Genomic DNA, 22,893 nt, shown 5'->3' with positions numbered 1-22,893 from the left:
CAACGCGACGCGCGATGCGACGAATAGGGCGCGCCGGCTCCAAAAAGGTCGTTGCACGCTATTTGGCGAGATTGTAGCTCTAAGCGCGATTGGCAATGTGCCGGGGCGAAAGGGTTCGCGTCCGAATGCCGGTCGATCAGTTCAATCGAGAGGGATATGCCCAAATGAAGAAATCGATCACTCTGTCGCTCGTCCTGGCTGCGTCGCTCGGCCTCGCCGCTTGCGGTGAAAAGGCTGCCGACGATGCGGCGGCGACCGCCGACGACACCACGGCGACCATGGAAGGCGCCGCTGACGGCGCGATGAACGCCGCCGAAGGCGCGACCGACGCCGCCGCCGCCGCCGGCACCGCCGCCGATGCGGCTGGCGACGCCGCCAACGCTGCCGCGGCCGGCGACACCGCCGCCGCAACCGACAAGGCCACCGAAGCCGCCGACGCCGCCAAGGAAGCGACCGACGCGGCCAAGGGCGCGATGGAAGAAGCCAAGAAGTAAGCTTCTTTCCGGCGTTCGAGCCGAACAGAAAAGGGGGTCGCCGGCAAGGTTCGGCGGCCCCTTTTTTCATTCCGGAACAAGCAACAAGAAGCGCGATCGGCGCTACATAGTTGCCAAGGAGTTCATCTGGGGTTAGGTCTTCGCGCTTGGCGGACGGAACCGGATCGCCAAGCCATTCGAAAGGAATTACCATGCGCAAGTTCATCATCGTCTCGATGGCCGCCGCGGCCTTCAGCCTCGCCGCTTGCTCGGAGAAGGCGCAGCAGGAAACCTCGGAAGCCGGCGCTGCCGTCGCTGACGATGCCGCCGCCGCGGGCGATGCGGTCGCCGAAGGCGCTGCCGATGCCGCCGACGCAACCGCCGACGCTGCGAAGGACGCGGGCAACGCCGTCGAAGGCGCGGTGAACGCCGCTGGCGACGCCGCCGCGACCGCCGGCGACAAGGTCAAGGAAGAGACCGCGAAGGCGGAAGCCAACGACAAGCAGTAATCGGGCTTGCGCGCCGCGGCGCGCAGTCGGAAAACAGGGGCTCCATTCCACGCGAATGGAGCCCTTTTTCGTGAGAGGCGAGCGATGGCGATACGGATATGGCGCACGGCCCTGCTGGCGGCCGCGCTCGCGGCGGCAACAGGATGCAGCCGCACCGACAACGAGCCCGGCCCCGGCGGCGTGACGGTCAGCGAGGCGAAGGCGCTCGACCAGGCGGCGGAGATGCTCGAAAGTCGCGATAGTCCGCCGCCATCCGATGCGGCCAAGCCCGTCGAGGAGCCGCCCCGGTGACGGACCCCATCACCATCGTCTTTCTGCTGTTCCCCGGCATCACCCAGCTGGACTTCACGGCGCCGGCGCAGGCGCTGAGCCGCATGCCAGGCGCACGGCTGGCGGGCGTGGCGGCGAACCTCGACCCGATCGCGACCGACAGCGGCTTCGCGATCGTGCCGACGCATGATTTCGGCCATGCACCGCAAGCCGACATATTGTGCATCCCCGGCGGGCACGGCGTCGCCGACGCGCTCGGCGATGCCGCAACGATCGATTTCATCGCCCGCCAGGCCGCGGGCGCACGCTGGGTGACGAGCGTGTGCACCGGCGCCTTTCTGCTCGGCCGCGCCGGGCTGCTTCGGGACAAGCGCGCGACGACGCACTGGGCCTACACCCATTTGCTGCCGCTGGTCGGCGCCGAGCCCGCTCCCGACCGGGTCGTCGAGGACGGCAATCTGGTGACCGCCGGCGGCGTGACCTCGGGACTCGACTTCGCGCTCACCCTGATCGCCCGGCTCCGCGGCGACGCGGTCGCCCAGGCAATCCAGCTTGCGATCGAATACGACCCCGCCCCGCCCTTCGCCGGCGGCCACCCCGACCGCGCGCCGGTAGCGGTGACCGAAGGGTTGAAAGCGCGAGTCTATGACGCGGCGGCGGCGCGGATGGAGGCGGCGCTGCGGGGCTGAGGGGTCGAGTGTGCGTCGGCTTTGGTGTGGGGAGCTGACGTTGCATCCGATAAGCCCCTCCCCTTCAGGGGAGGGGCAACGCAGACTTGGCAGCTTGCTGCCTAGTCGTAGTGGGGTGGGGTCTATCGGCCTTGCGCAAGGCCGATAGACCCCACCCCCTCCCCTGAAGGGGAGGGGCTTTCTCTCTGCCTATGGCCGCTACCGGCCGTTAGCAGACCCACCCTCACGCAAAAAAAGGCCGGAGAGTTTCCTCCCCGGCCCTTTCTGTCAGCTTGCGCCGAACGGCAGGTGCAGGACTTTAGAAGTCCATGCCGCCCATGCCACCCATGCCGCCGCCGCCCATCGGCATCGCCGGCTTGTCTTCGGGCAGCTCGCTCACCGCCGCTTCGGTGGTGATGAGCAGGCCCGCGACCGAAGCCGAGTCCTGCAGCGCGGTGCGGACGACCTTGGTCGGGTCGATAACGCCGGCCTTGACCAGATCCTCATAGGTGTCGGTCGCGGCGTTGAAACCGAAGTTCGCGTCCGACTGGTCGAACAGCTTGCCCGCGACGACGGCGCCGTCGAAGCCGGCGTTCTCGGCGATCTGGCGGACCGGAGCCTGCAGCGCGCGACGGATGATGTCGATGCCGCGGGTCTGGTCTTCGTTCGCGCCGGTCAGGCCTTCGAGCGACTTGGTCGCATAGAGGAGCGCGGTACCGCCCCCGGGGACGATGCCTTCCTCGACCGCGGCGCGGGTCGCGTGCAGCGCATCGTCGACGCGATCCTTGCGCTCCTTCACCTCGACTTCCGACGCGCCGCCGACCTTGATCACGGCAACACCGCCGGCGAGCTTCGCCAGACGTTCCTGCAACTTTTCACGGTCATAGTCGCTGGTCGTCGTTTCGATCTGGGCGCGGATCTGTTCGACGCGGCCCTTGATCGCGTCGGCTTCACCGGCGCCATCGACGATCGTCGTGTTGTCCTTGTCGATGGTGACGCGCTTGGCCTGGCCGAGCATGTTCAGCGTGACCGATTCGAGCTTGATGCCCAGATCTTCGCTGATCATTTCGCCGGCGGTCAGGATCGCGATGTCCTGCAGCATCGCCTTGCGGCGATCGCCGAAGCCCGGCGCCTTGACCGCCGCGACCTTGAGGCCGCCGCGCAGGCGGTTCACGACCAGCGTCGCGAGCGCTTCGCCCTCGATATCCTCGGCGATGATCAGGAGCGGACGGCCCGACTGCACCACGGCTTCGAGAATCGGCAGCATCGACTGGAGGTTCGACAGCTTCTTTTCGAAGATCAGGATGTAGGGATCGGCGAGCTCGACGAGCATCTTTTCCGGGTTGGTGATGAAATAGGGCGACAGATAGCCACGGTCGAACTGCATGCCTTCGACGACGTCGAGCTCGAAATCGAGGCCCTTGGCTTCCTCGACGGTGATCACGCCTTCCTTGCCGACCTTTTCCATGGCTTCGGCGATCTTCTCACCGACCTCCTTGTCGCCGTTGGCCGAGATGATGCCGACCTGGGCGATTTCGGACGAGCCCGAAACGGCCTTCGACTGGCCCTTGAGCGTGTCGACGACCTTGGTCACCGCAATGTCGATGCCGCGCTTCAGGTCCATCGGGTTCATGCCGGCGGCGACCGACTTCATGCCTTCGCGCACGATCGCCTGGGCGAGGACGGTCGCGGTGGTGGTACCGTCGCCCGCCTTGTCGTTCGCCTTCGACGCGACTTCGCGCAGCATCTGGGCGCCCATGTTTTCGAACTTGTCCTTGAGCTCGATTTCCTTGGCGACGGTGACGCCGTCCTTGGTGATGCGGGGGGCGCCGAAGCTCTTGTCGATCACGACATTGCGGCCCTTGGGGCCGAGGGTGACCTTCACCGCGTCGGCGAGGATGTCGACGCCGCGCAGAATGCGTTCGCGCGCGTCGCGGCTGAATTTAACGTCTTTCGCAGCCATGTGCTAATTCCTTTCAAGGCGCAGAAAACTACGCAACTTCACACTGAAATCGATGAACAGGCTCAGGCGATGACGCCGAGGATGTCCGATTCCTTCATGATCAACAGCTCTTCGCCGTCGACCTTGACTTCGGTGCCCGACCATTTGCCGAACAGGATGCGGTCGCCGGCCTTGACGTCGAGCGGCGTGACCTTGCCGTCCTCGGCCTTGATGCCGGTGCCGACGGCGACGACTTCGCCTTCCTGCGGCTTTTCCTTGGCGGTGTCGGGAATGATGATGCCGCCAGCCGTCTTTTCTTCGGCTTCGATGCGGCGAACGAGCACGCGGTCGTGCAGCGGACGAAATTGCATGGATATCCCTCCAGAGGTGCAATGGATGTCATTTTAGCACTCACGCGGGGCGAGTGCTAACAGGCGGGCATATGGGTCGAGGGCCGGGGGGCGTCAAGCGGGCGCAGAGATTCTTTTTCGCCTTTTTCGTCAGGCCGGGAGAAGGCCGAGACGAGCCCGCATCCGCCAGCGGGTGAGGAGCAGCCCGGCGACGACGACGAGCCCGACCGCGAGGCCGATCCAGATGCCGACGCCCGCGAGCGGGGTCCAGAAGCCGAGATAGATGGCGGTGCCATAGCCCGCGAGCCAATAGCCGCACACCGCGATGATCATCGGGACGCGCGTGTCCTGGAGGCCGCGGAGCACGCCCGCCGCGACCGTCTGCGCGCCGTCGAAGAGCTGGAAGGCGGCGGCGACCACCAGGAACTGCATCGCATAGCCGACGAGCGCGGCGTTGCGCGCCGCGTCGACGTCGACATAGATCGACAGCACGAGCCGCGGGAACAGCCACATCGTCGCCGCGGTGAGGATCATGAAGCCGATGCCGAGGATCAGCGACGCCCGCCCCGCAAGCGCGATGCCGTGCGCATCGCGCGCGCCGTAGGAAAGGCCGACGCGGATCGTCGCCGCCTGCGCGACGCCGAAGGGAATCTGAAAAGCGAGCGCCGCGACCTGGAGCGCGATCGTGTGCCCCGCGAGTTGCACCTCGCCGATCCGGCCCATCAGGAAGGCCGCGCCGGTGAACAGCCCCGCCTCGGCGAGGATGATCAGCCCGATCGGCGCGCCGATGCGCAAAATCTCGCGAAAGCGCGCCCATTCGGAGCGCCACCAATTGCCGAACAGATGATAGCGGCGAAGCTGGCGGTCGGACTGGATCACGACGACATAGGCGAGCAGCATCACCGTGCTCGTCGTCACGCTCGACAGTGCCGAGCCATGGAGGCCCAGCGCGGGCAGGCCGAGATGGCCAAAGACGAGCGCCCAGTTGCCGAGCGCATTGACCCCGAGCGCGAGGAAGGTGATCGCGGTCGCGATCTTCGGCCGGCCGAGCGCCGAAACGAAGATGCGCAGCACGCTCGCCGCGACCATCGGGAACATGCCCCACATCAGGATGAGGAGGAAGCTTGCCGCGTGCGCCGAAATATCCGCCGCCTGCCCGGTCGCGATCATGATCGGCCCGCCCGCCGCGCAGATGCCCATCGCGGCGATCGACACGAGCAGGCTGAGCCACAGCGCCATGCGCACCGTGCGCCGCACCTCGCGCACCGCATGCTTGCGGCGCCCGAGCTCGGCGGCGATCAGCGGCGCCGACGCGCCGACGAGCCCGGTGCCCGTCCACAGCAGCAGCCCGAAGATCGACACGCCGAGCGAGGCCGCCGCAAGCTCCGCATCGCCGAGCCGCGCGACGAAGATCACGTCGACCGCATGGACCATCATCTGCAGCAGGTTCGCCGCCGCGAGCGGCCAGGCAAGCGCCAGCGTCGCGCCGAACTCGGCGCGCAGGCTCCGCGGGGCGTCCGCGGTCAGGGGGTGGGCCTGCTGAAGCATAGCCGGCCCGGATAGGCGGGCGAATATGACGGTTCAATAGCGGGAGAGCGCGGCGCCGCATTTGGGGAGCGGGGGGTAGCAAAAAGGCAACAGCGACGCCCTGCCGCTCCTTTCACCGTCACCCCGGACTTGATCCGGGGTCCATTCACGCCGGCGCTCGGACAATGGATCCCGGATCAGGTCCGGGATGACGAAAGGGAATGGGGCATCGCCTCACCGAAAGCGCGGCGGCGTCATTGGCTCCACAGCATCGCCATCTCATAGGCGAAGGCGAGGAAAGTCAGCGTCAGCCCGACGACGAACAGCCGGTAGGCATAAGCGAGATATCGATATTTGCGCCGCGCGAGGACGACGCCATTCTGGTAGGTGTCGCGCAATATGGTCTCGTAGAGATCCTCTTCGGTCCGCATCCGCGCCTTCACCGCCGCGATGAATTCATCCTCCTCCATCTGCGCGAAGCGGCCGAAGAAGAGGATGTTGCTGTGGTCCTTGCCGTCCTTGGAGACGATCGGCGGCGCCTGGCCGACGCGCGGCAGCACCGCCGAGACCGCGAGCAGCGCCGACAGGAAGGAAAAGGTCGCGAGGATCGTCAGCGGCATCGCGAACGCCCCCGCGCCGGCGCGCGCCTGCCCGACCGCGAGGGTGAAGACGACGAAGGTGGCGCCCATCAGGATCGACGCCTTCTGGTCGGCCATCTGCGACAATTGCATCGTCAGCTGCTGGTTGGTGCGCGCGAGATGCACCGCATTGGCCGGAAAGCCGGTCGCGCCCGGCGGAGCCGCCGCAATGTCCTGCCGGTCGTCCTCCATCGGCACATCCCCTGTTCCCGACCCGGCCCAGCGATGGCATGTTCGGCGCATATCGGCAAGATGCTGCCCGATTGCCGCCGCAATCGCTTGCCAAGCGAAAGCTGGCGCGGCATTCCCGCGCGCAAGTTCACCATTTTAGGGACGCACCCCATGAGCACCGCCCTCACCGACCGGATCCACGGCCTGATCGAACCCTTCAACAAGAAGGGCGTCGAACTGACCGACGCCACCACCTTCGCCGGCGACCTCGAATGGGACAGCCTGACCGTCATGGATTTCGTCGCCGAGGTCGAGGACAGCTTCGACATCATCATCAGCATGAACCAGCAGGCCGAGATCGAGAATGTCGGCCAGCTCGTCGCCGCGGTGGAAAAGCTGCAGGGCTGAAAGCCCTGTATCCCGGCGAAAGCCGGGATCTCCCGCGAGATCGCGCAACCTGTCTGGACCCCGGCCTTCGCCGGGGAACATGGAAACCAAAGATGACCGACCTCTTCTCCAAATTCGACCCGCTGATCCAGCAGCGCGAGGCGCTTCTCGCGACCGGGGTCACCGACCCGTTCAGCCTGGTGATGGAAAAGGTGCTCTCGCCGACCGTCGCGATCTGCAACGGGCGCGAGACCATCCTGCTCGGCACCTATAATTATATGGGCATGACCTTCGACGAGGATGTCATCGCCGCGGGCAAGGACGCGCTCGACAAATTCGGCAGCGGCACCACCGGCAGCCGCGTCCTCAACGGCACCTATCAGGGGCACCGCGAAGTCGAGGAAGCGCTCAAGGACTTCTACGCCATGGATCACGCCATGGTCTTCTCGACCGGATACCAGGCGAACCTCGGCATCATCTCGACCATCGCCGGCAAGGGCGACTATGTCATCCTCGACATCGACAGCCACGCCTCGATCTATGACGGGTGCAAGATGGGCGACGCCGAGATCGTCGCCTTCCGCCACAACGACATCGAAGCGCTCGAAAAGCGCCTGAAGCGCCTGCCGCCCGAGGCAGGCAAGCTCGTCGTGCTCGAAGGCGTCTATTCGATGCTCGGCGACGTCGCACCGCTGAAGGAGATGATCCGCGTCTCGAAGGAAGCCGGCGCGATGGTGCTGGTCGACGAGGCGCATTCGATGGGCTTCATCGGCGAGCACGGCCGCGGGGTCGCCGAGGCGCAGGGAGTCATCGACGACGTCGACTTCATCATCGGCACGTTCAGCAAGAGCGTCGGCACCGTCGGCGGCTTCTGCGTCTCGAACCACCCGAAGTTCGAGATCATGCGGCTGGTCTGCCGTCCGTACGTGTTCACCGCCTCGCTGCCGCCGAGCGTCGTCGCGACCGCCGCGACGAGCATCCGCAAGCTGATGCTTGGGAGCAACAAGCGCGCGCATCTGTGGGAAAATTCGAAGACGCTGCACAAGGGGCTCAGGGATCTGGGCTTCACGCTCGGCACCGACGAGCCGCAGTCGGCGATCATCGCGGTGATCATGCCCGACCTGGAGCGCGGCGCGATGATGTGGGAGGCGCTGCTCGAGGAAGGGCTTTACGTCAATCTCGCCCGCCCGCCCGCGACCCCCGCGGGCATGACGCTGCTGCGCTGCTCGCTGTGCGCCGAACATTCGAGCAAGCAGGTCGGCGAGATCCTCGGCCGCTTCGAGCGCGCCGGCAAGCGCATCGGCATCATCAGCTGAACCGGACATCCGCCGACCAGCGGGCGCATTTTCGGGGCGAAACGAAGGAGGCGGCCGCTTCGGCGCCCTTCCCCGCTTTGCGGCGCCCCGGTGAAACGGTAAGAGGGGCGCGTGTTCGAGAGGGATAGCGACCATGAGAGCGAGGGCCGCCGGGAGCGTCTGCGCTTCTGGCTGACGATCGGCGTCGGGACGATCCTGACCGGGGTCGTCGCGGCGCTCGTCCTGCTGCTGATGCGCGCCAACGACGCCTATGACCGCTCGCTCGGCTGGCAGGCGCACAGCCTCGAGGTGATTTCGCAGACCCGCTCGCTCGACGCCGCGCTCGCCCGCGCCGAGGCGGCGCTCGGGCGTTTCGCGGTCGGCCTGCAAAAGGACGACGGCCGCATCTATCAGCAGCAATATGGCGTCGCGATGCAGTATCTGCGCCTGTTGCAACGCAACGTCCGCGACAGCCCCGAGCAGGCCGAGCTGGTGCGCCAGCTCGGCGTCGAACTCGAGCGGCGCGGCGAACAGCTCGGCGACGCAGCGCTCAGCGCCAACTACCGCCAGACCATCGCCGCCATCTCCAAATACAACGCCGCAGCGCACGATCCGGCACTGGGGCGGATCAACAAGCTGCTCGCGCAGCTGATCCGCGACGAGCGCCAGCGCCTGTCGGAACGCAACCGGATCGCGGCGTCGGACCGGGCGAGCCTCAACCAGGCGATCATCATGTTCTCGCTGCTCGGCGCCGCCGCGGCGATCATCGCGATCGCCGCGACCTTCTCGCTGCTTCGCGTCGAGGGCGACCGGCGGCTCGCGCGGCGCGAGCAGTTCGCCGAAAGCGAGCGCGCGATGGAACTCGAGGCCGCGGTCGAGGCACGGACCGCAGAACTCGAACGGGCGAACGTCGCGCTGCGCAGCGAAATGACCGAACGCGAAACCGCCGAGGCGCGGCTGCGTCAGGCGCAGAAGATGGAAGCGGTCGGCCAGCTCACCGGCGGCATCGCGCACGACTTCAACAATATGCTCGCGGTGGTGGTCGGCGGGCTCGAACTCGCGCAGCGCTGGCTGTCCGAAGCCCCCGACAAGGCCGAGCGGCATATCCACAACGCGCTCGATGGGGCCAACCGCGCCGCCGACCTGACCCGGCGGCTGCTGACCTTCGCCCGCTCGGAGCCGGCGCGGCCCGAAATGACCGAGATCGACGCCTGCATCGCCTCCTTTGCCGAGCTGATCGAACGGACGATCGGCGACCGCATCGCGCTGACGCTCGACCTCCAGGCAGACGGGCTCGCCTGCTGGGTCGACCGGCAGCAGTTCGAAAATGCCCTGCTCAACCTCGCGGTCAACGCACGCGACGCGATGGACGGCCATGGGTCGCTGACCATCCGCACGCTGCGCGACGAGGAGGAAGAGTCGGCGGCGCTCGCGGTGCAGGTGATCGACACCGGCTGCGGCATGTCGCCGGAGGTGCTCGAACGCGTCTTCGACCCCTTCTACACCACCAAGCCCGCAGGCCAGGGCACCGGCCTCGGCATGAGCCAGGTCTTCGCCTTCTGCCGCCAGTCGGGCGGCGAGGTGCAGATCCAGTCGACCGAAGGCGAAGGCACCAGCGTCGCGATGCTGCTGCCGGTCGCCAGGCCGAAGGCGGCGGGCGTCGAGGACGATGCCGGCGACGGGGCCCTTTCGCCGGCGGATCCCGCCGACATGTTGAACATCCTGGTGGTCGAGGACGATCACCGCGTGCTCGCGGCGACGGTCGACGCCGTCAGCGAACTGGGTCACAAGGCGGTGGCCTGCGGCAACCCGCTCGAAGCCGAGGCAATGGTCGAAGGGCATGGCGGCTTCGACCTGATCCTGTCCGACGTGCTGATGCCCGAACTGACGGGGCCGGAGATGGTCGCGCGGCTCAAGCAGCGCTGGCCCGACCTGTCGGTGCTGTTCGTCACCGGCTATGCCGGCGATGCGAGCGAGGACGCGAGCTTCGGCGACCACGACGTGCTGCGCAAGCCCTTCACCCTCGCCGCGCTCGACCGGGCGATCCGGCGCAGCGGCGATGCACGCGCGGTCGAGGCTCAGCGGCTCGCGAGCTGATTAGGGCATGATCGGGTTAGACTGAAACACGGCCCCACTTATCTCGTCATCCCGGCGAAGGCCGGGATCTCGCCGGTCCGTCAGGCCGAGGCGATGAGATCCCGGCCTTCGCCGGGATGACGGTTCCATAAAGAACGATCATATTCTATCGTATCGCCCCGCTCTTCATCAAGCGCGGCACGAGCGTCAGCGCCGCGACGAGCGGCCAGCGGCGCTGCCACGGCTTGATCTCGATCTTCGTGCCGGCGTGGCGATTGATCTTCCACGCGAGATAATCGATGCCGCCGGCATAGGTCAGGCTCGCCTTCGCGAGCCGGGCGATGCTGAGCAGCTTGCCCTCGATGCGCCGTCTTGCCCAGCCGCCGCTCGGCGCCCCCGCCGGAATCGCGGCCATCGCGGGCGCGCTGAAGCGCAGATAGCGGCCGGGATCGGCATCGACGACCGATTGGGCGCGCGTCGTGCGTTCGGCCCTGAGTTCGACCGAATAAGTAAGGCCGAAGGCGCGGCGCCACCAGTCGAGCGGTTCCTCTCCGTCGCGCGGTCCCGCGGCGGCGAGCAGCGTCGGCGCGGCGCGAGATACGGCGGCGACCGCGCGGCTCCGCGCGGTGTCGTCGACCGCCCACACCAGCCGCGACGGTTGCGCGAAGCGCGCCCAGACCGACACATTGCGCGTCCCGGGCCCGTTCAGCCGCTCGAAGTCGGCTTCGCTCAGCACCGCATATTTGGCGATCAGCCCGCCCGACTGGAAGGGAAAGACATTGGGCGGGATCAGCCGGTTGGCGAGCCGCAGCCAGCGCTTCGGATAGGCGTCGGCATAGTCGGAGACGATCAGGTAGAAATCGAGCATCAGCCCGTCGAGCTGCGTTTCGCGGAGGCAGCTTCCGTAGAAGAGCACCGCGCGCGCGCTGCCCGGATATTCGGCCGCGACCGCCGCCGCCATCGCGGCGACGCGCGGATCGACGGGCGTCGACAGTTCGTCGCGGACCAGATCGGCCAGAGCGGACATTGTGGCGCCCCGTCAGGCCGCGAGGCGCAGGAAAGGCACCGGCTGCGTCGAGGTCAGGATGATCGGCCGGCCGCCCGTCGCCTCGAAAATTTCGCCGTCGAGGATGACGTTCGAGCGTTCGCCCTCAATGCGAATCTCGTCGCCCTGCTGGAAATGGACGCCTGCGAGTTCATTCTGCCCCAGCGTGCCGCGCCATGTCGCGCCGAGCATGCGGAACAGCGCGCCGACGCTGCTTTCGGTCGCGAGCAGCTTCATATGGCCGTTGGTGCCGTGCTTGTCGCTGGTGCGGATGCTGAGCAGCAGCTTTTCGAGCGTGGTGACGATCAGCAGCGAGAATTTGCCCTTGAACTCGCCCTGGCGAACGAGCGACACCGTCATCGGCTCGGGCTTGGGCGGCAGCCGCCCGCCACCGATACCGAACAGGATCGAGAAGAAGGCGAGCATCGCCGCCAGGAAGTGCGACACGCCGTTGGGCAGGCCAAGCGGATAGATGCGGTGGCGGCAATAGAGCATCACGTCGGCCAGATAGGCGCCGCCGAGGAACATGCCGAGCACGGGACGCGCGCCGCCGCTGTCGAGCGCGATGAGCTGGCGTTCGATCACATGATCCTCGAGCCGGCCGTCGCCGACCAGCTCGACCACGCGTTCGAGCGCCTTGATCGGATCGCCCTCGGCGCCGAGGTCGAGCGCGATCAGGTTGGTCTTGCCGTTGGGCAGCACCGCGACCGGCGGCGGCGAACCGCCGAAATGGCCGCCCGAGTAAAGCTCGGTCAGCGCCGCCTGGACGGTACCGTCGCCGCCGTTGATCGCGACAACGCGCGGGGACACCATCGCGATGGTGCGGATGGCCTCGCCGATCTGGTCGACGGCCTCGACCTCATAGTGGAAGATGTCGGGATGCGCCGCGCAATATTCGCGCACTCGGGGCAACAGCGAGCGGTTGCCCGTCGAGCGTGGATTGGAAAGGAGCGCGACGCTGGCCACCTTCAGACCGGATCGAACGACAGGCCGTTGACGTAGTTCAGCGTGATCGGCACCCGCTTGGTGGTGCCGCCGACCGCGAAGCTGACCTGCGCCAGCTTGGGCTTGCGCTTGAAGATGAAGTCGGTGAGCTTCATGTCAGGGTTGCCCGACAGGCCGCCGCCGTCGCTCTTGTCCGACTTGCCGTTGCCGTTGATGTCGTGACGGACCGAAACGACATAATTGCCCGGACCCTTCACCGGCACGCAGACCTGCACCGCGCCGTTGCGCACCGGAACGTCGACCCGCTCCAGCCATTTGCGCTTTTCGAGATAGCTCTTGTCCGCGTTGTAGATCTGCACGCGCAGCGTCCCCGTGCGCGCCTTGAATCCGCGCACGTCGACCAGCACGGCGGTCGCGTTGCTGTTGCAAAGGGCGGCCGCCGGACCCAGCGTGGCGCCCTGCGCCGCGACGGGCGCGATCAGCGCTCCTGCGGCGCCGGCGGCGAGTATCCCGGCGAAAAACATTTTCGACATGACCTCAATACCTCCAGAGGTTATAGCCACGCCAGCCGCGCGAAAGCGCACGCCGACATGGGTCCCTGTCGCCCTTGAATCGGCATATCGGAAACATTTGCGGCCAAATCATGGTGATGGGGCGACGAAAGCTTGAACAAGATACCCGCCATCGACCGCTATATCGCGCGGCTCATCTTCTTTCCCATGCTCGGCACGCTCGTCCTCTCGGCCATGCTGCTGGTCCTCGAAAAGATGCTGCGCCTGTTCGATTTCGTCGCGACCGAGGGCGGCCCGGTCAGCGTCGTGTGGCGGATGCTCGCCAATCTGATCCCCGAATATCTGTCGCTCGGCATCCCGATCGGGCTGATGCTCGGCATCCTGCTCGCCTTCCGCCGCCTCGCGACGTCGAGCGAGCTCGACGTGCTGCGCGGGGTAGGGATGAGCTTCGGGCGGCTGATGCGCATCCCCTATGTCTTCGCCTTCGCGCTCGCGCTGCTCAACCTCGCGATCGTCGGCTTCATCCAGCCCTATGCGCGCTACGCCTATGAAGGGCTCCAGTTCGAGCTGAGGTCGGGGGCGCTCGGCGCGTCGATCAAGGTCGGCGAATTCACCAAGCTCGGCAGCCGGATGACGCTGCGCATCGAGGAAAGCTACAACGACGGGCGCAGCTTGCGTGGCATTTTCGTGCGCGGCGAGAACAAGGACGGGCAGGCCGTGTCGGCGACCGCGTCGCAGGGGCAGTTTCTGGCCACCGATGATCCCGATACGATCATCCTGCGGCTGACACAGGGGGTGCTGATCCACGAATCCCCGAAATTCGCTGTCCCGCGCGTGCTGACCTTCGACAACCACGACCTGCCGATCCCGCTGCCCAAGATCGAGGCGTTTCGCACGCGCGGCGGCGGCGACCGCGAAATGACGATCCCCGAGCTGTTCGTCGCCGGCAAGGACCAGAGCGAATCGGCCGCCACCCGGCTGGAAGTCCGCGCGAATTTCCATTTTCGCATCGTCGAGGTGATGTCGATGTTCCTGATCCCGCTGATCGCGATCGCGCTCGCCATCCCGCCCAAGCGATCGACCTCGTCGCTGGGGGTGTTCCTGTCGATCGTGCTGCTCGTCACCCAGCACAAGATCAACCAATATGCGGAGGATATGGGCGCGCGCGGGGTCGTCGACCCGGTCATCGCGTTGTGGGTGCCCTTCCTGCTGTTCGCGGCGCTCGCGGTCTGGATGTATTATACGCTCGCGCATGTTCCCGGCGGCCAGCCGATCGGCGCGCTCGAACGGGTCGCGGCAAAGGCCGGGCAGAAGGTGCGCGCGCTGGCGCGCCTCTTCCAGCGCAAGCAGGCCGCCTGATGCACCAGCTCCACTTCTTCCCCTCGCGCACGATGGCGCTCTATGTCGGGCGGCTGTTCCTCGTCCGCAGCTTCGCGATCCTGTTCGCGCTGGTGCTGATCCTGCAGACGCTCGACCTCCTCGGCGAAAGCGGCAAGATCCTGGCCGTCGCGGGCAACAGCGACAGCGACGTGTGGCGCTATGTCGGCATGCGGATGCCGCAGATCATCGAGACCTTCCTGCCCTTTTCGGTGCTGCTCGGCACGATCCTGACGCTGATCACGCTCAACCAGAACAGCGAGGTCATCGCGATGAAGGCGTCGGGCATGTCGGCGCATCAGGTGCTTGCGCCGCTGTTCCTCGCCGCGTTGCTCGTCGCGGGCATCAGCTTTGCCTTCAACGAACGCATCGTCACGCGCGCGAACGCCGCGCTCAGCGCGTGGCAGAAGGTGCAATATGCGCAAGTGCCCAAGGACAGCGGGGTGCGCAGCAACATCTGGGTGCGCGCCGGCGATGACCTGATCAATGCCCAGACCGTACAGACCGGGGGCCCCGTGGTCGTGCTCGGCAAGGTCGCCATCTACGAACGCACCCAGGGCGTGCTGTCGTCGATCCTGTCGGCCGACAGCGCGCGCGCGGTGGCCGGCGGATGGGAACTGACCAACGCGAAACGCTTCCTGCGCCGGTCGGGAACGCTTGAACCGCTCGGCAATATCGTCGCCGCGAAGGGCGTGCGGCCCGACCAGTTCACCCTCGCGCAGGTCGACGGCGACGAATTGCCCTTTCTGAAGCTCCAGTCGGCGATCGCCGATCTCGAAGCCGCGGGACGCCCCGTCGACTCGCTGAAGGGCGTGCTGTGGCACAAGATTTCGGGGCCGCTCTCGGCGATCCTGATGCCGCTCCTGGGCGCAGTCGCCGCCTTCGGCCTCGCGCGGTCGGGCAAGCTGTTCGTGCGCGCGATCCTCGGGATGGCACTGGGCTTCGCCTATTTCGTCGCCGACAATTTCGCGCTCGCGATGGGCGACCTCGGCGCCTATTCGCCTTTCCTCGCCGCGTGGGGCCCCTTCATCCTCTTCGCGCTGATCGGCGAGATGATCTTGATCCGAACCGAGGAATAGGCGTTTCGACGAATGGATCCCTACCCGTCAGCCCGGAGCGTTCCCTCGACCACAGCCGAACGCTTGCTCCTTGGCATTTGGGGGGCGACATCGCTGGGCTCGATCATCGTCTTCGCACTGATGATGTTACGTCACCCCGAAGATGCGCGGCTGATGCTCGGCTCCGCGGGTTTTGCATTGATCTGGTGCGGATTATTCGGGGTTGCAGGATTTCTGCTTCGGAGAAGGCGGCTCAAGCGCCTCGCCGCGCGAGAAAAGTTTATCGCTTCGCTCGCCAATCTGCCCTGAGCATCTGCTCTGACCCCAGTTCGGGATGGTTCAGACCGCCCCGCCCCGCGCCGACCCCGCAACCAGCTTCGCGACCAGCCCCGGCAGCCCCTTGTAGTTCGCCTTGTGATATTGCGAATCCTGCGGCAGCGCCTCCTTCAACCGGCGGTGCGCCTCTGCCAGCGAATGATAGGGTACGCCCGGCAGCAGGTGGTGGAGCGCGTGATAGCGCAGGCCCACCGGCGCCCACAATTCGGGGAGCAGGCCCGGCGGCGGGACGTTGACGCTGTCGAGGAACTGCGCGGTCACCGTCAGCACTTCGCCGTCATTCTCCCACAGATGCGCGACGAGGGTGCGGATCTGGTTGAGCACGATGCTCGCCGAGGCGATGCCGCCGAAGATCAGCAGCGCGCGCAGCGGCACCCAGCCGAAGACGGCGGCGGCCACGAGCAGGGTCGACCACGCCCAGGCGCCGCCCTCCTGCCACGCCCATTGGCGGCGGAACTCGCCTTCGGGGGGCTTGCGGCGGAACATCGGGTTGATGATCAGCCCCGAATAGCGCTCCATCACGATCCGGCGCAGCGGCGGGATCAGGAAGGACAGCGGGGTCAGCACCGCATAGCGGAAGACGAGCGCGATCGGCGCGAACGCCGCGGCGACGACGAACAGCGGCACCGTCCACGGCTTCATCAGCGCGAGCGGCAGATATTCGGGATCCTCGACCGTGCCATATTTGGTGCGGTTGTGGTGGAGGCTGTGGATCCCCTCGTACATGAAGGAGGGGATCAGCAGCGGCACGCCGGCGAGGACATTCCACCAGAGGCGAAAACCCGGCAGCGCATTCTTGCGGATATGGGTGATCTCGTGGATGAAGCTGCCCGCGCGGTAGAGCGCGAGCACCGCGACCAGCGCCGCAGCGAGCATCCAGGGGGTCGAGGGCGCGAGGATCGCGGCGGCGACGCCGGCATAGCCGGTGAAGGCCGAGGCGAGGAAATCGGCCCAATAGATGCGCGCGCTGGGCGCGACGAGATCGCGCGTCAGCTCCGACGCCGCGCGGATCATCGCCATATCGTCGGCGATCGCCGACTTCGGAACCGGCGCCGCGGGCGCGGCCGAATGCCGGTCGACAAGGGTGTTCATCGCAAACATATCGGGGTCTTCACCATGATTTCGTGGCAGCAAGATGGCCAAATGCGGGTCGCCAGCGCCGCAGCTATGCCCTAATGCGTCGCGCATAAACATAGGAAGTCCAGTTCAGGAAACCAGCCATGGCCGCGCACACCCCAGGTCCGATCACCATAATTCCCGTCCAGACCAAGGCCGACAAGCGCGAGTTCGTCGAGCTCGCCTTTCGCCTCAACCGCGGCGATCCGGCGTGGGTGCCGCCGCTGAAGGGCGAAGTTTACGGCCTGCTGACCCCAGGCAGGAATCCCTGGTTCGAGCATGGCAAGGCGCAGCTGTTCCTCGCGCGCCGCGACGGGCGGACGGTGGGGCGCATTTCGGCGCATATCGACGCGCTCGCGCTCGCGCAGCCCGCCGAGCAGGGGATGGGGCCGGGCACCGGCAACTGGGGTCTGCTCGAAGCCGAGGATGCAGAAACCGCGACCGCGCTGCTCGCCGCGGCCGAGGATTGGCTGCGCGGCCAGGGCATGCATCGCTCGCTCGGGCCGCTGTCGATCTCGATCTGGGACGAGCCGGGGCTGCTGATCGAAGGCTTCGACACCCCGCCGACGATCATGCTCGGCCACAACAGCCCGCTCTACCGCGCCTGGGTGGAGGCGGCGGGCTATCGCCCGGTCAAGCGGCTGATCAACTATTCGGTCGCCATTACCGACGGATTTCCGCCGATCGTCAACCGCATCGTCGCCGCGGGCGAGAAGAACGACCGCATCCGCATCCGCCGCGTCGACAAGAGCCGCTTCGACGCCGAGGCGAAGCTGATCATGGGCATCTTGAACGACGCCTGGTCGGACAATTGGGGTTTCGTGCCGCTGACCGACAGCGAGATCGCCTATGTCGGCAAGAAGCTGAAAACCCTGGTGTTCGAGGATCTGATCCGCGTCGCGGAGGTCGACGGCGAACCCGTCGCCTTCATGATCGTGCTGCCGAACATCAACGAACTGCTGATCGACATGGAGGGATCGCTCCTCCCCTTCGGCTGGGCGCGGCTGCTCTGGTGGCTTCGGAAGCCCAAGAGCCGCGTGCTGCGCGTGCCGCTGATGGGCGTGGTGAAGAAATTGCAGAACAGCCGCATGGCGAGCACCCTCGCCTTCATGATGATCGAATTCATCCGCCGCGACGGCGTCGCCCTCTATGGTGCGCAGCAAGGCGACATCGGCTGGGTGCTCGACGACAATCAGGGGATGATCGCGGTGGCGAAAGCGATCGAGGCGACCGAGAATCGCGTGTACCAAATCTACGACAAGCCGCTGGATTAGGGTCGGGACGAGCAGGCATTTCCTTCTTTCGTCATCCCGGACCTGATCCGGGATCCATTCGTCCAGCGCCGGCATGAGTGGACCCCGGATCAAGTCCGGGGTGACGACGGGATATATTGCGTTCGATCGTTGATGGCTGCACGAACCCAAATCCCGCACTGGGATAGCTTTGCGACAAACGCGCGCCAACCTGAGCCGTCATCAGGAAGGGCTTTGTCATGGCGATCCACTATCTCGCCGCCAACCGCTTCGGCCTCGGCCGCCGTTATGACGATCTCGCGCCCGCGGGCGCCGCGCGCGCGGCGCTGATCGCCGAGCTCGGTGCTTTCGACCCCGCGCCGCCGCTGATCGCGGCACTGGCGGGACGCGCCGCGATCGCCGATGCCTATATCGAATATCGCGACGAACGCGCCGCGATGCGTAGGACCGCAAAGGACGCGCAGCCGGTGGACGCGGCGGACAAGGGGATGCCGCCCGAGCTGCAAGGCCTGTCGCGCTCGGCGATCCGCGGCCATTATGTCGACGCGGTGCGCGCGCGCCTTGCCGCCGCCGTCGCCTCGCCCACCCCCTTCCCCGAGCGGCTCACGCATTTCTGGGCCAATCATTTCGCGGTGTCGGCCGACAAGCTGCCGGTGATCGGCTTCGCCGGCAATTTCGAATATGAGGCGATTCGCCCCCATATCCTCGGCAAATTTTCCGACCTGCTGATCGCCGCGGTGCGCCACCCGGCGATGCTGCTCTATCTCGACCAGGCGCAGAGCTTCGGCCCCGACAGCCCCGTTTCGACCCGCATCCGTACCCGCCGGGGCCGCCCCGGACCGGGGCTCAACGAGAATCTGGGGCGCGAGATATTGGAACTCCACACGCTGGGGGTGCGCACCGGCTATACGCAGGCCGACGTCACCGCCTTCGCCAAGGCGCTGACCGGGCTGACCGTCGCGGGGCTCGGGCGCGGAGCGGGGCAGCGGCTGATGCCCGCCGACGCGACGCCTGGCGATACGGTGTTCATCGACCGGCTGCACGAGCCGGGGCCGCAGACGATCCTCGGCAAGCGTTACGACCAGCCCGGCGCGAAACAGGCCGAGGCGGTGCTGCGCGACCTCGCGACCCATCCCGCGACCGCGCGCCACATCGCGACCAAACTCGCGCGCCATTTCGCGGGCGACACGCCGCCCGCGGCGCTGGTCGACCGGCTCGCGGCCGATTTTCAAGCGACCGGCGGCGACCTCTCTTCGCTCTACCGCACCCTCGTTGCCTCGCCCGAGCCCTGGGCGGCCGAGCCCGCGATGTTCAAATCGCCGTGGGACTGGACGGTGTCGATGCTGCGCGGCCTGAAGGCCGAGGCGCTCGGGCCGCGCCAGAATATCGCGGCGATGTTCACCCAGCTCGGCCAGCCGCTGTGGCGCCCGGGCTCGCCCGCCGGCTATGACGACAGGGTCGCGACCTGGGCGGGCTCGGCGGCGCTGATGCAGCGCGTCGAACTCGCCAGCCGCGTCGCGGGGCGGATCGGCGACCGCGCCGACGCGCGCGCCCTCGCGCCGCTGCTGCTCGCCGATGCCCTGACCCCCGCGGCCGCGAAGGCGATCGCGCGCGCCGACAGTCCGGGACAGGGCCTCGCCATGCTGTTCGCCACCCCGGCCTTCCTGCGGAGATAGGCTATGATATTCTCGCGCCGCACTCTCCTCCTTTCGGGCCTCACCGCCGCCGCCGCGAGCGCGATGCCGCGCGTCGCCTGGGCGGCCGCGGGGACGGCCAAGCGTCTCGTCTTCGTCATCCAGCGCGGCGCCGCCGACGGGCTGTCGATCGTCGCACCGACCGGCGACCCCGCCTTCGCCGCCGCGCGCGGCGCGCTCGCCGAGGATGTGGCGGGCGGCGCGAAGCTCGGCGGGCTGTTCACGTTGCACCCCGCGCTCGCCACCGGCGCGACGCTCTATGCCGCTCGCCAGGCCCATTTCGCCCATGCCGTCGCCACCGCCTATCGCGACCGATCGCATTTCGACGGCCAGAATGTCCTCGAGGGCGGCGGGTCGCGCCCCTATGAACACGCCGACGGCTGGGTCGGGCGGCTGCTCACCCTGCTCCCCGAGAGCGAGCGTGACGCCCTCGCGATCGCTCCGGCGGTGCCGCTGGCGCTGCGCGGCGACGCGCCCGTCGCCACCTATGCGCCGAGCCGCCTGCCCCAAGCCGACGCCGACCTGATCGCGCGGCTGACCGCGCTATACGAAGGCGACGCGCTGCTCCACCCGCTTTGGGAGAGCGCAGTCAGGACGCAGGAACTCGCGAGCGACATCGGCGGCAACAACGGCCGCAACGGCGCCGACCTCGGCACGCTCGCGGCGTCGCTGATGACGCCCGCCGACGGCGCGCGGGTGATGATGGTCGAAACCGGCGGCTGGGACACGCACAGCGGCCAGCGCGGGCGCCTGAACGCGCAGCTCCGCGGGCTCGACCGGCTCGTCGGCGCGCTGCAGGCGGGGCTGGGGCCCGCATGGACCGACACGCTGGTGATCGTCGCGACCGAATTCGGCCGCACCGTCGCGGTCAACGGCACCGGCGGCACCGACCATGGCACCGGATCGGCCGCGATGTTCTTCGGCGGCGGGCTCGCCCAGGGTGGGCAGGTGTCGGCCGACTGGCCGGGGCTCGCCGTGGCGGCACGCTTCGACGGGCGCGACCTCAAGCCGACGCGCAGCCTCGAAAGCGTGATCGCGGCGGCGATCGCGCATCATTATGCGCTCGATCCCGCCCGGGTGACGAAGACGCTCTATCCGGACGTTTGAATGGAATCGTCATCCCGGCTAAGGCCGGGATGACGAATGGTGAGGCGATCGAAACCTAGCGCAAAACCACCCAGGTCGGCGCATGGTCGCTCGCCTTTTCGCGGCCGCGATGGTCCTTGTCGACGCCGGCATCGACCAGCCGGTCGGCGAGCGCGGGGCTCAGCAGCAGATGGTCGATGCGAAAGCCGTGATCGCGCTGCCAGCCGCCCGCCTGATAGTCCCAGAAGGTCCAGACGCCTCCGGCCGGGTGGCGGCTGCGGATCGCGTCGGTCCAGCCGTCGCCGAGTATCCGGAAATACGCGTCGCGCGAATCGGGCTGCATCAGCGCGTCGTTCGCCATCGCGCGCGGGTCCCAGACGTCATCATCGTGTGGGATGACATTATAGTCGCCGGTCAGGATGGTCGGGATTTCGGCAGCGAGCAGCGCCTGCGCACGCTCGCGCAGCCGCTTCATCCAGCGGAGCTTGTAGTCGAATTTCGGGCCCGGCTGCGGATTGCCGTTGGGAAGGTAGATCGACGCGACGCGGATGCCGTGGACGTCGGCCTCCAGATAGCGCGACTGCTCGTCCTCGGCCTCGCCGGCGAGGCCGCGCTGAATCTCGACCGGCTCGGTCCCGCGCGCGAGGATCGCGACGCCGTTGAACCCCTTTTGCCCGTGATAGAGCATGCCGTACCCCGCCGCCTCGATCTCGGCCGTCGGCATCGTCTCGTCGCTCGATTTCAGTTCCTGCAGGCAGGCGACGTCGGGCTGGGTTTCCTCGAGCCATTCGACGAGACGCGGCATCCGCGCCTTGATGCCGTTGATGTTGAAGGTGGCGATTTTCATCGCCCGTCTATGGCAGGAAGACAGGGCCGATCCCAGTCCCTTCGTCACCCCGGATCAAATCGGCAATTATCCCGTTCGCATCCGCTACCTCGTCATTGCGAGGAGCGAAGCGACGAAGCAATCCAAAGCGGGGCAAGGCCGCTCTGGATTGCTTCGCTCCGCTCGCAATGACGAATTGGGAAGAGGTCGTGGATACTGAAACAAGTTCAGCATGACGGGAAAGAGGGGCGAGCCTTAGATCGAGAAGCTCGATCCGCAGCCGCAGCCCGAGGCGGCGTTCGGATTCTCGACCTTGAACGACGATCCGCCGAGCGAATCGACGAAATCGACGGTGCAGCCGCGCACCAGGTCGATGCTGACGGGGTCGACGACCAGCTTCACCCCGTCGGTCTCGGTGACGATGTCGTCGGCGTCGATGGCCTCGGCCAGATCGAAGCGATAGGTGAAGCCCGAGCAGCCGCCGCCGTCGACCGCGAGTCGCAGCGCGGGAAGATCAGCGCCCTTGCGCTCGGCGATCCAGCGCACGCGCGCCGCCGCGGCGGGGGACAGGGCGATATCGGAAAGCTGGGTGGCCATGACGCCAAGATAGGGCTTCGGGCGCAAATGAAAAGGGCGCCCCGGCCTTTGGCCGGAGGGCGCCCCTCCTCTCCGACCCTGAAAGCCTTATTCTTCGGGACCACCCATCGCGAGCGCCTTGCCGTCGCCCGAGAGCGCGGCGATCGCCATCGAGTCCGAGCGGACGAAGGGCAGCGGGTTGACCGGCGCGCCGTCGATGCGGACTTCATAGTGCAGATGGTTGCCGGTCGAACGGCCCGTCGAGCCGACATAACCGATGATTTCGCCCTTCTTCACCTGCTGCCCCGGATGGACGATGTAGGAGGACATGTGGCCGTAGCGCGTCTCGATCGCGTTGCCATGCTCGATCTCGACATAATTGCCGTAGCCGCCGAGGCGCTGGGCGCGGCCGACAATGCCGTCGGCGGTCGCGTAAATGGGAGTGCCGCGGGGCGCGGGAATGTCGATGCCGTTGTGGCGCGCGACGCGGCCCGTGATCGGGTGGGTGCGCATGCCATAGGAGGAAGAGAGCGACATCTGCTCGATCGGGCGGCGCGAGGGCACCGACACGCCGAGCGAGGCGGTGAGGCCGGTGTCGAGGCGCTTCCACGCCTGGAACACCGCGCGCGCCTCGCCGTCTTCCTTGACCGAGGGGGTCACGCCCGCGTCGAAGCCTTCGTCGTCGGGCTCGTCGGGGACGGGAACGCCAGCGGCGGCGCTCGTTTCGACCGCGTGCGCCGGGGCGGTCATGCCCATCGACGCC

24 protein-coding genes are annotated in these 22,893 nt (G+C 67.2%); 13 read left to right on the top strand and 11 right to left on the bottom strand.

All coding sequences use genetic code 11. The features are described from left to right. The first annotated feature begins 164 nt into the window (after positions 1 to 164). The 4 genes from ACOTSS_RS02900 (at position 165) to ACOTSS_RS02885 (ending at position 1,941) form a co-directional block, all read left to right on the top strand. Positions 165 to 494, top strand: coding sequence for a hypothetical protein (locus ACOTSS_RS02900; protein ID WP_448690042.1), 330 nt, complete (start codon positions 165 to 167; stop codon positions 492 to 494). 191 nt (positions 495 to 685) lie between these two features. Further along, a complete protein-coding gene (locus tag ACOTSS_RS02895) occupies positions 686 to 982 on the top strand; it encodes an entericidin EcnAB (RefSeq protein ID WP_095388624.1) in 297 nt (98 codons plus the stop codon). Between the two features lie 84 nt (positions 983 to 1,066). Further along, positions 1,067 to 1,273, top strand: coding sequence for a hypothetical protein (locus tag ACOTSS_RS02890; RefSeq protein ID WP_448690041.1), 207 nt, complete (start codon positions 1,067 to 1,069; stop codon positions 1,271 to 1,273). Then, a complete protein-coding gene (locus ACOTSS_RS02885) occupies positions 1,270 to 1,941 on the top strand; it encodes a DJ-1/PfpI family protein (RefSeq protein WP_448690040.1) in 672 nt (223 codons plus the stop codon). The genes ACOTSS_RS02890 and ACOTSS_RS02885 overlap by 4 nt, the downstream gene beginning before the upstream one ends. Positions 1,942 to 2,239: 298 nt before the next feature. Here the strand turns inward: ACOTSS_RS02885 and groL are convergent, their stop codons facing one another. The 4 genes from groL to ACOTSS_RS02865 form a co-directional block, all read right to left on the bottom strand. Further along, positions 2,240 to 3,883, bottom strand: coding sequence for a chaperonin GroEL (groL, locus tag ACOTSS_RS02880; RefSeq protein WP_448690039.1), 1,644 nt, complete (start codon positions 3,881 to 3,883; stop codon positions 2,240 to 2,242). A 62-nt stretch (positions 3,884 to 3,945) separates the two neighbouring features. Further along, positions 3,946 to 4,233 carry a co-chaperone GroES gene (gene groES, locus ACOTSS_RS02875; protein ID WP_184096238.1) on the bottom strand — a complete coding sequence of 96 codons (288 nt, stop codon included), beginning with the start codon at positions 4,231 to 4,233 and terminating at the stop codon, positions 3,946 to 3,948. Positions 4,234 to 4,362: 129 nt separating this feature from the next. Further along, entirely contained in the window at positions 4,363 to 5,760 is a 1,398-nt protein-coding gene (locus tag ACOTSS_RS02870) for an MATE family efflux transporter (protein WP_448690038.1), read from the bottom strand. 233 nt (positions 5,761 to 5,993) lie between these two features. Next, positions 5,994 to 6,620, bottom strand: a complete 627-nt coding sequence (locus ACOTSS_RS02865) for a Pycsar system effector family protein (protein WP_448690037.1) — start codon at positions 6,618 to 6,620, stop codon at positions 5,994 to 5,996. 99 nt (positions 6,621 to 6,719) lie between these two features. Between ACOTSS_RS02865 and ACOTSS_RS02860 the strand changes: the two genes are divergently transcribed. The 3 genes from ACOTSS_RS02860 to ACOTSS_RS02850 all read left to right on the top strand — a co-directional run bounded on the left by ACOTSS_RS02860 (position 6,720) and on the right by ACOTSS_RS02850 (position 10,327). Continuing rightward, positions 6,720 to 6,956, top strand: a complete 237-nt coding sequence (locus ACOTSS_RS02860; RefSeq protein WP_448690036.1) for an acyl carrier protein — start codon at positions 6,720 to 6,722, stop codon at positions 6,954 to 6,956. A gap of 92 nt (positions 6,957 to 7,048) precedes the next feature. Further along, entirely contained in the window at positions 7,049 to 8,251 is a 1,203-nt protein-coding gene (gene spt, locus ACOTSS_RS02855; protein WP_448690035.1) for a serine palmitoyltransferase, read from the top strand. A gap of 111 nt (positions 8,252 to 8,362) precedes the next feature. Next, positions 8,363 to 10,327, top strand: a complete 1,965-nt coding sequence (locus ACOTSS_RS02850) for an ATP-binding protein (RefSeq protein ID WP_448690034.1) — start codon at positions 8,363 to 8,365, stop codon at positions 10,325 to 10,327. 145 nt (positions 10,328 to 10,472) lie between these two features. On the opposite strand, the gene ACOTSS_RS02845 is transcribed toward ACOTSS_RS02850, so the two are convergent. The 3 genes from ACOTSS_RS02845 to ACOTSS_RS02835 are packed head-to-tail and all read right to left on the bottom strand — an operon-like array spanning position 10,473 to position 12,829. Beyond that, positions 10,473 to 11,333 carry a hypothetical protein gene (locus tag ACOTSS_RS02845; protein WP_448690033.1) on the bottom strand — a complete coding sequence of 287 codons (861 nt, stop codon included), beginning with the start codon at positions 11,331 to 11,333 and terminating at the stop codon, positions 10,473 to 10,475. A 12-nt stretch (positions 11,334 to 11,345) separates the two neighbouring features. Then, positions 11,346 to 12,317, bottom strand: coding sequence for a diacylglycerol/lipid kinase family protein (locus tag ACOTSS_RS02840; protein WP_448690032.1), 972 nt, complete (start codon positions 12,315 to 12,317; stop codon positions 11,346 to 11,348). A gap of 2 nt (positions 12,318 to 12,319) precedes the next feature. Continuing rightward, positions 12,320 to 12,829, bottom strand: coding sequence for a DUF2141 domain-containing protein (locus ACOTSS_RS02835; protein ID WP_448690031.1), 510 nt, complete (start codon positions 12,827 to 12,829; stop codon positions 12,320 to 12,322). 186 nt (positions 12,830 to 13,015) lie between these two features. Here ACOTSS_RS02835 and lptF point away from each other — a divergent pair, with 186 nt between their 5' ends. Genes lptF through ACOTSS_RS02820 form a run of 3 tightly spaced genes read left to right on the top strand, consistent with a single transcriptional unit; the run spans position 13,016 to position 15,552 of the window. Beyond that, positions 13,016 to 14,167 (top strand): LPS export ABC transporter permease LptF, encoded by a 1,152-nt coding sequence (lptF, locus tag ACOTSS_RS02830; RefSeq protein ID WP_448691280.1) that lies wholly within the window; start codon positions 13,016 to 13,018, stop codon positions 14,165 to 14,167. Then, complete coding sequence (gene lptG / locus ACOTSS_RS02825; RefSeq protein ID WP_448690030.1) at positions 14,167 to 15,264, top strand: LPS export ABC transporter permease LptG; 1,098 nt, start codon at positions 14,167 to 14,169, stop codon at positions 15,262 to 15,264. Before lptF ends, lptG begins: the two co-directional genes overlap by 1 nt. A gap of 12 nt (positions 15,265 to 15,276) precedes the next feature. Then, positions 15,277 to 15,552 carry a hypothetical protein gene (locus tag ACOTSS_RS02820; RefSeq protein ID WP_448690029.1) on the top strand — a complete coding sequence of 92 codons (276 nt, stop codon included), beginning with the start codon at positions 15,277 to 15,279 and terminating at the stop codon, positions 15,550 to 15,552. Between the two features lie 30 nt (positions 15,553 to 15,582). Here ACOTSS_RS02820 and ACOTSS_RS02815 read toward each other — a convergent pair whose 3' ends face one another. After that, positions 15,583 to 16,671, bottom strand: a complete 1,089-nt coding sequence (locus ACOTSS_RS02815) for a fatty acid desaturase family protein (protein ID WP_448690028.1) — start codon at positions 16,669 to 16,671, stop codon at positions 15,583 to 15,585. Between the two features lie 128 nt (positions 16,672 to 16,799). Between ACOTSS_RS02815 and ACOTSS_RS02810 the strand changes: the two genes are divergently transcribed. From ACOTSS_RS02810 to ACOTSS_RS02800, 3 genes are all read left to right on the top strand, one after another. Next, positions 16,800 to 17,969: an N-acetyltransferase gene (locus ACOTSS_RS02810; RefSeq protein WP_448690027.1), complete on the top strand. Its 1,170-nt coding sequence runs from the start codon at positions 16,800 to 16,802 to the stop codon at positions 17,967 to 17,969. Between the two features lie 218 nt (positions 17,970 to 18,187). After that, complete coding sequence (locus ACOTSS_RS02805) at positions 18,188 to 19,624, top strand: DUF1800 domain-containing protein (RefSeq protein WP_448690026.1); 1,437 nt, start codon at positions 18,188 to 18,190, stop codon at positions 19,622 to 19,624. A gap of 3 nt (positions 19,625 to 19,627) precedes the next feature. Further along, a complete protein-coding gene (locus tag ACOTSS_RS02800; protein ID WP_448690025.1) occupies positions 19,628 to 20,749 on the top strand; it encodes a DUF1501 domain-containing protein in 1,122 nt (373 codons plus the stop codon). A gap of 55 nt (positions 20,750 to 20,804) precedes the next feature. Here ACOTSS_RS02800 and xth read toward each other — a convergent pair whose 3' ends face one another. The 3 genes from xth to ACOTSS_RS02785 all read right to left on the bottom strand — a co-directional run bounded on the left by xth (position 20,805) and on the right by ACOTSS_RS02785 (position 22,880). Then, entirely contained in the window at positions 20,805 to 21,575 is a 771-nt protein-coding gene (gene xth / locus ACOTSS_RS02795; protein ID WP_448690024.1) for an exodeoxyribonuclease III, read from the bottom strand. Positions 21,576 to 21,809: 234 nt separating this feature from the next. Beyond that, positions 21,810 to 22,151: an iron-sulfur cluster insertion protein ErpA gene (gene erpA, locus ACOTSS_RS02790; protein ID WP_448690023.1), complete on the bottom strand. Its 342-nt coding sequence runs from the start codon at positions 22,149 to 22,151 to the stop codon at positions 21,810 to 21,812. An 87-nt stretch (positions 22,152 to 22,238) separates the two neighbouring features. Then, complete coding sequence (locus ACOTSS_RS02785) at positions 22,239 to 22,880, bottom strand: M23 family metallopeptidase (RefSeq protein ID WP_448690022.1); 642 nt, start codon at positions 22,878 to 22,880, stop codon at positions 22,239 to 22,241. Positions 22,881 to 22,893 lie beyond the last annotated feature (13 nt).

The sequence above is a fragment of the Sphingopyxis sp. NJF-3 genome (assembly GCF_053514865.1).
This window is presented reverse-complemented; position numbering and strand designations above follow the sequence as displayed.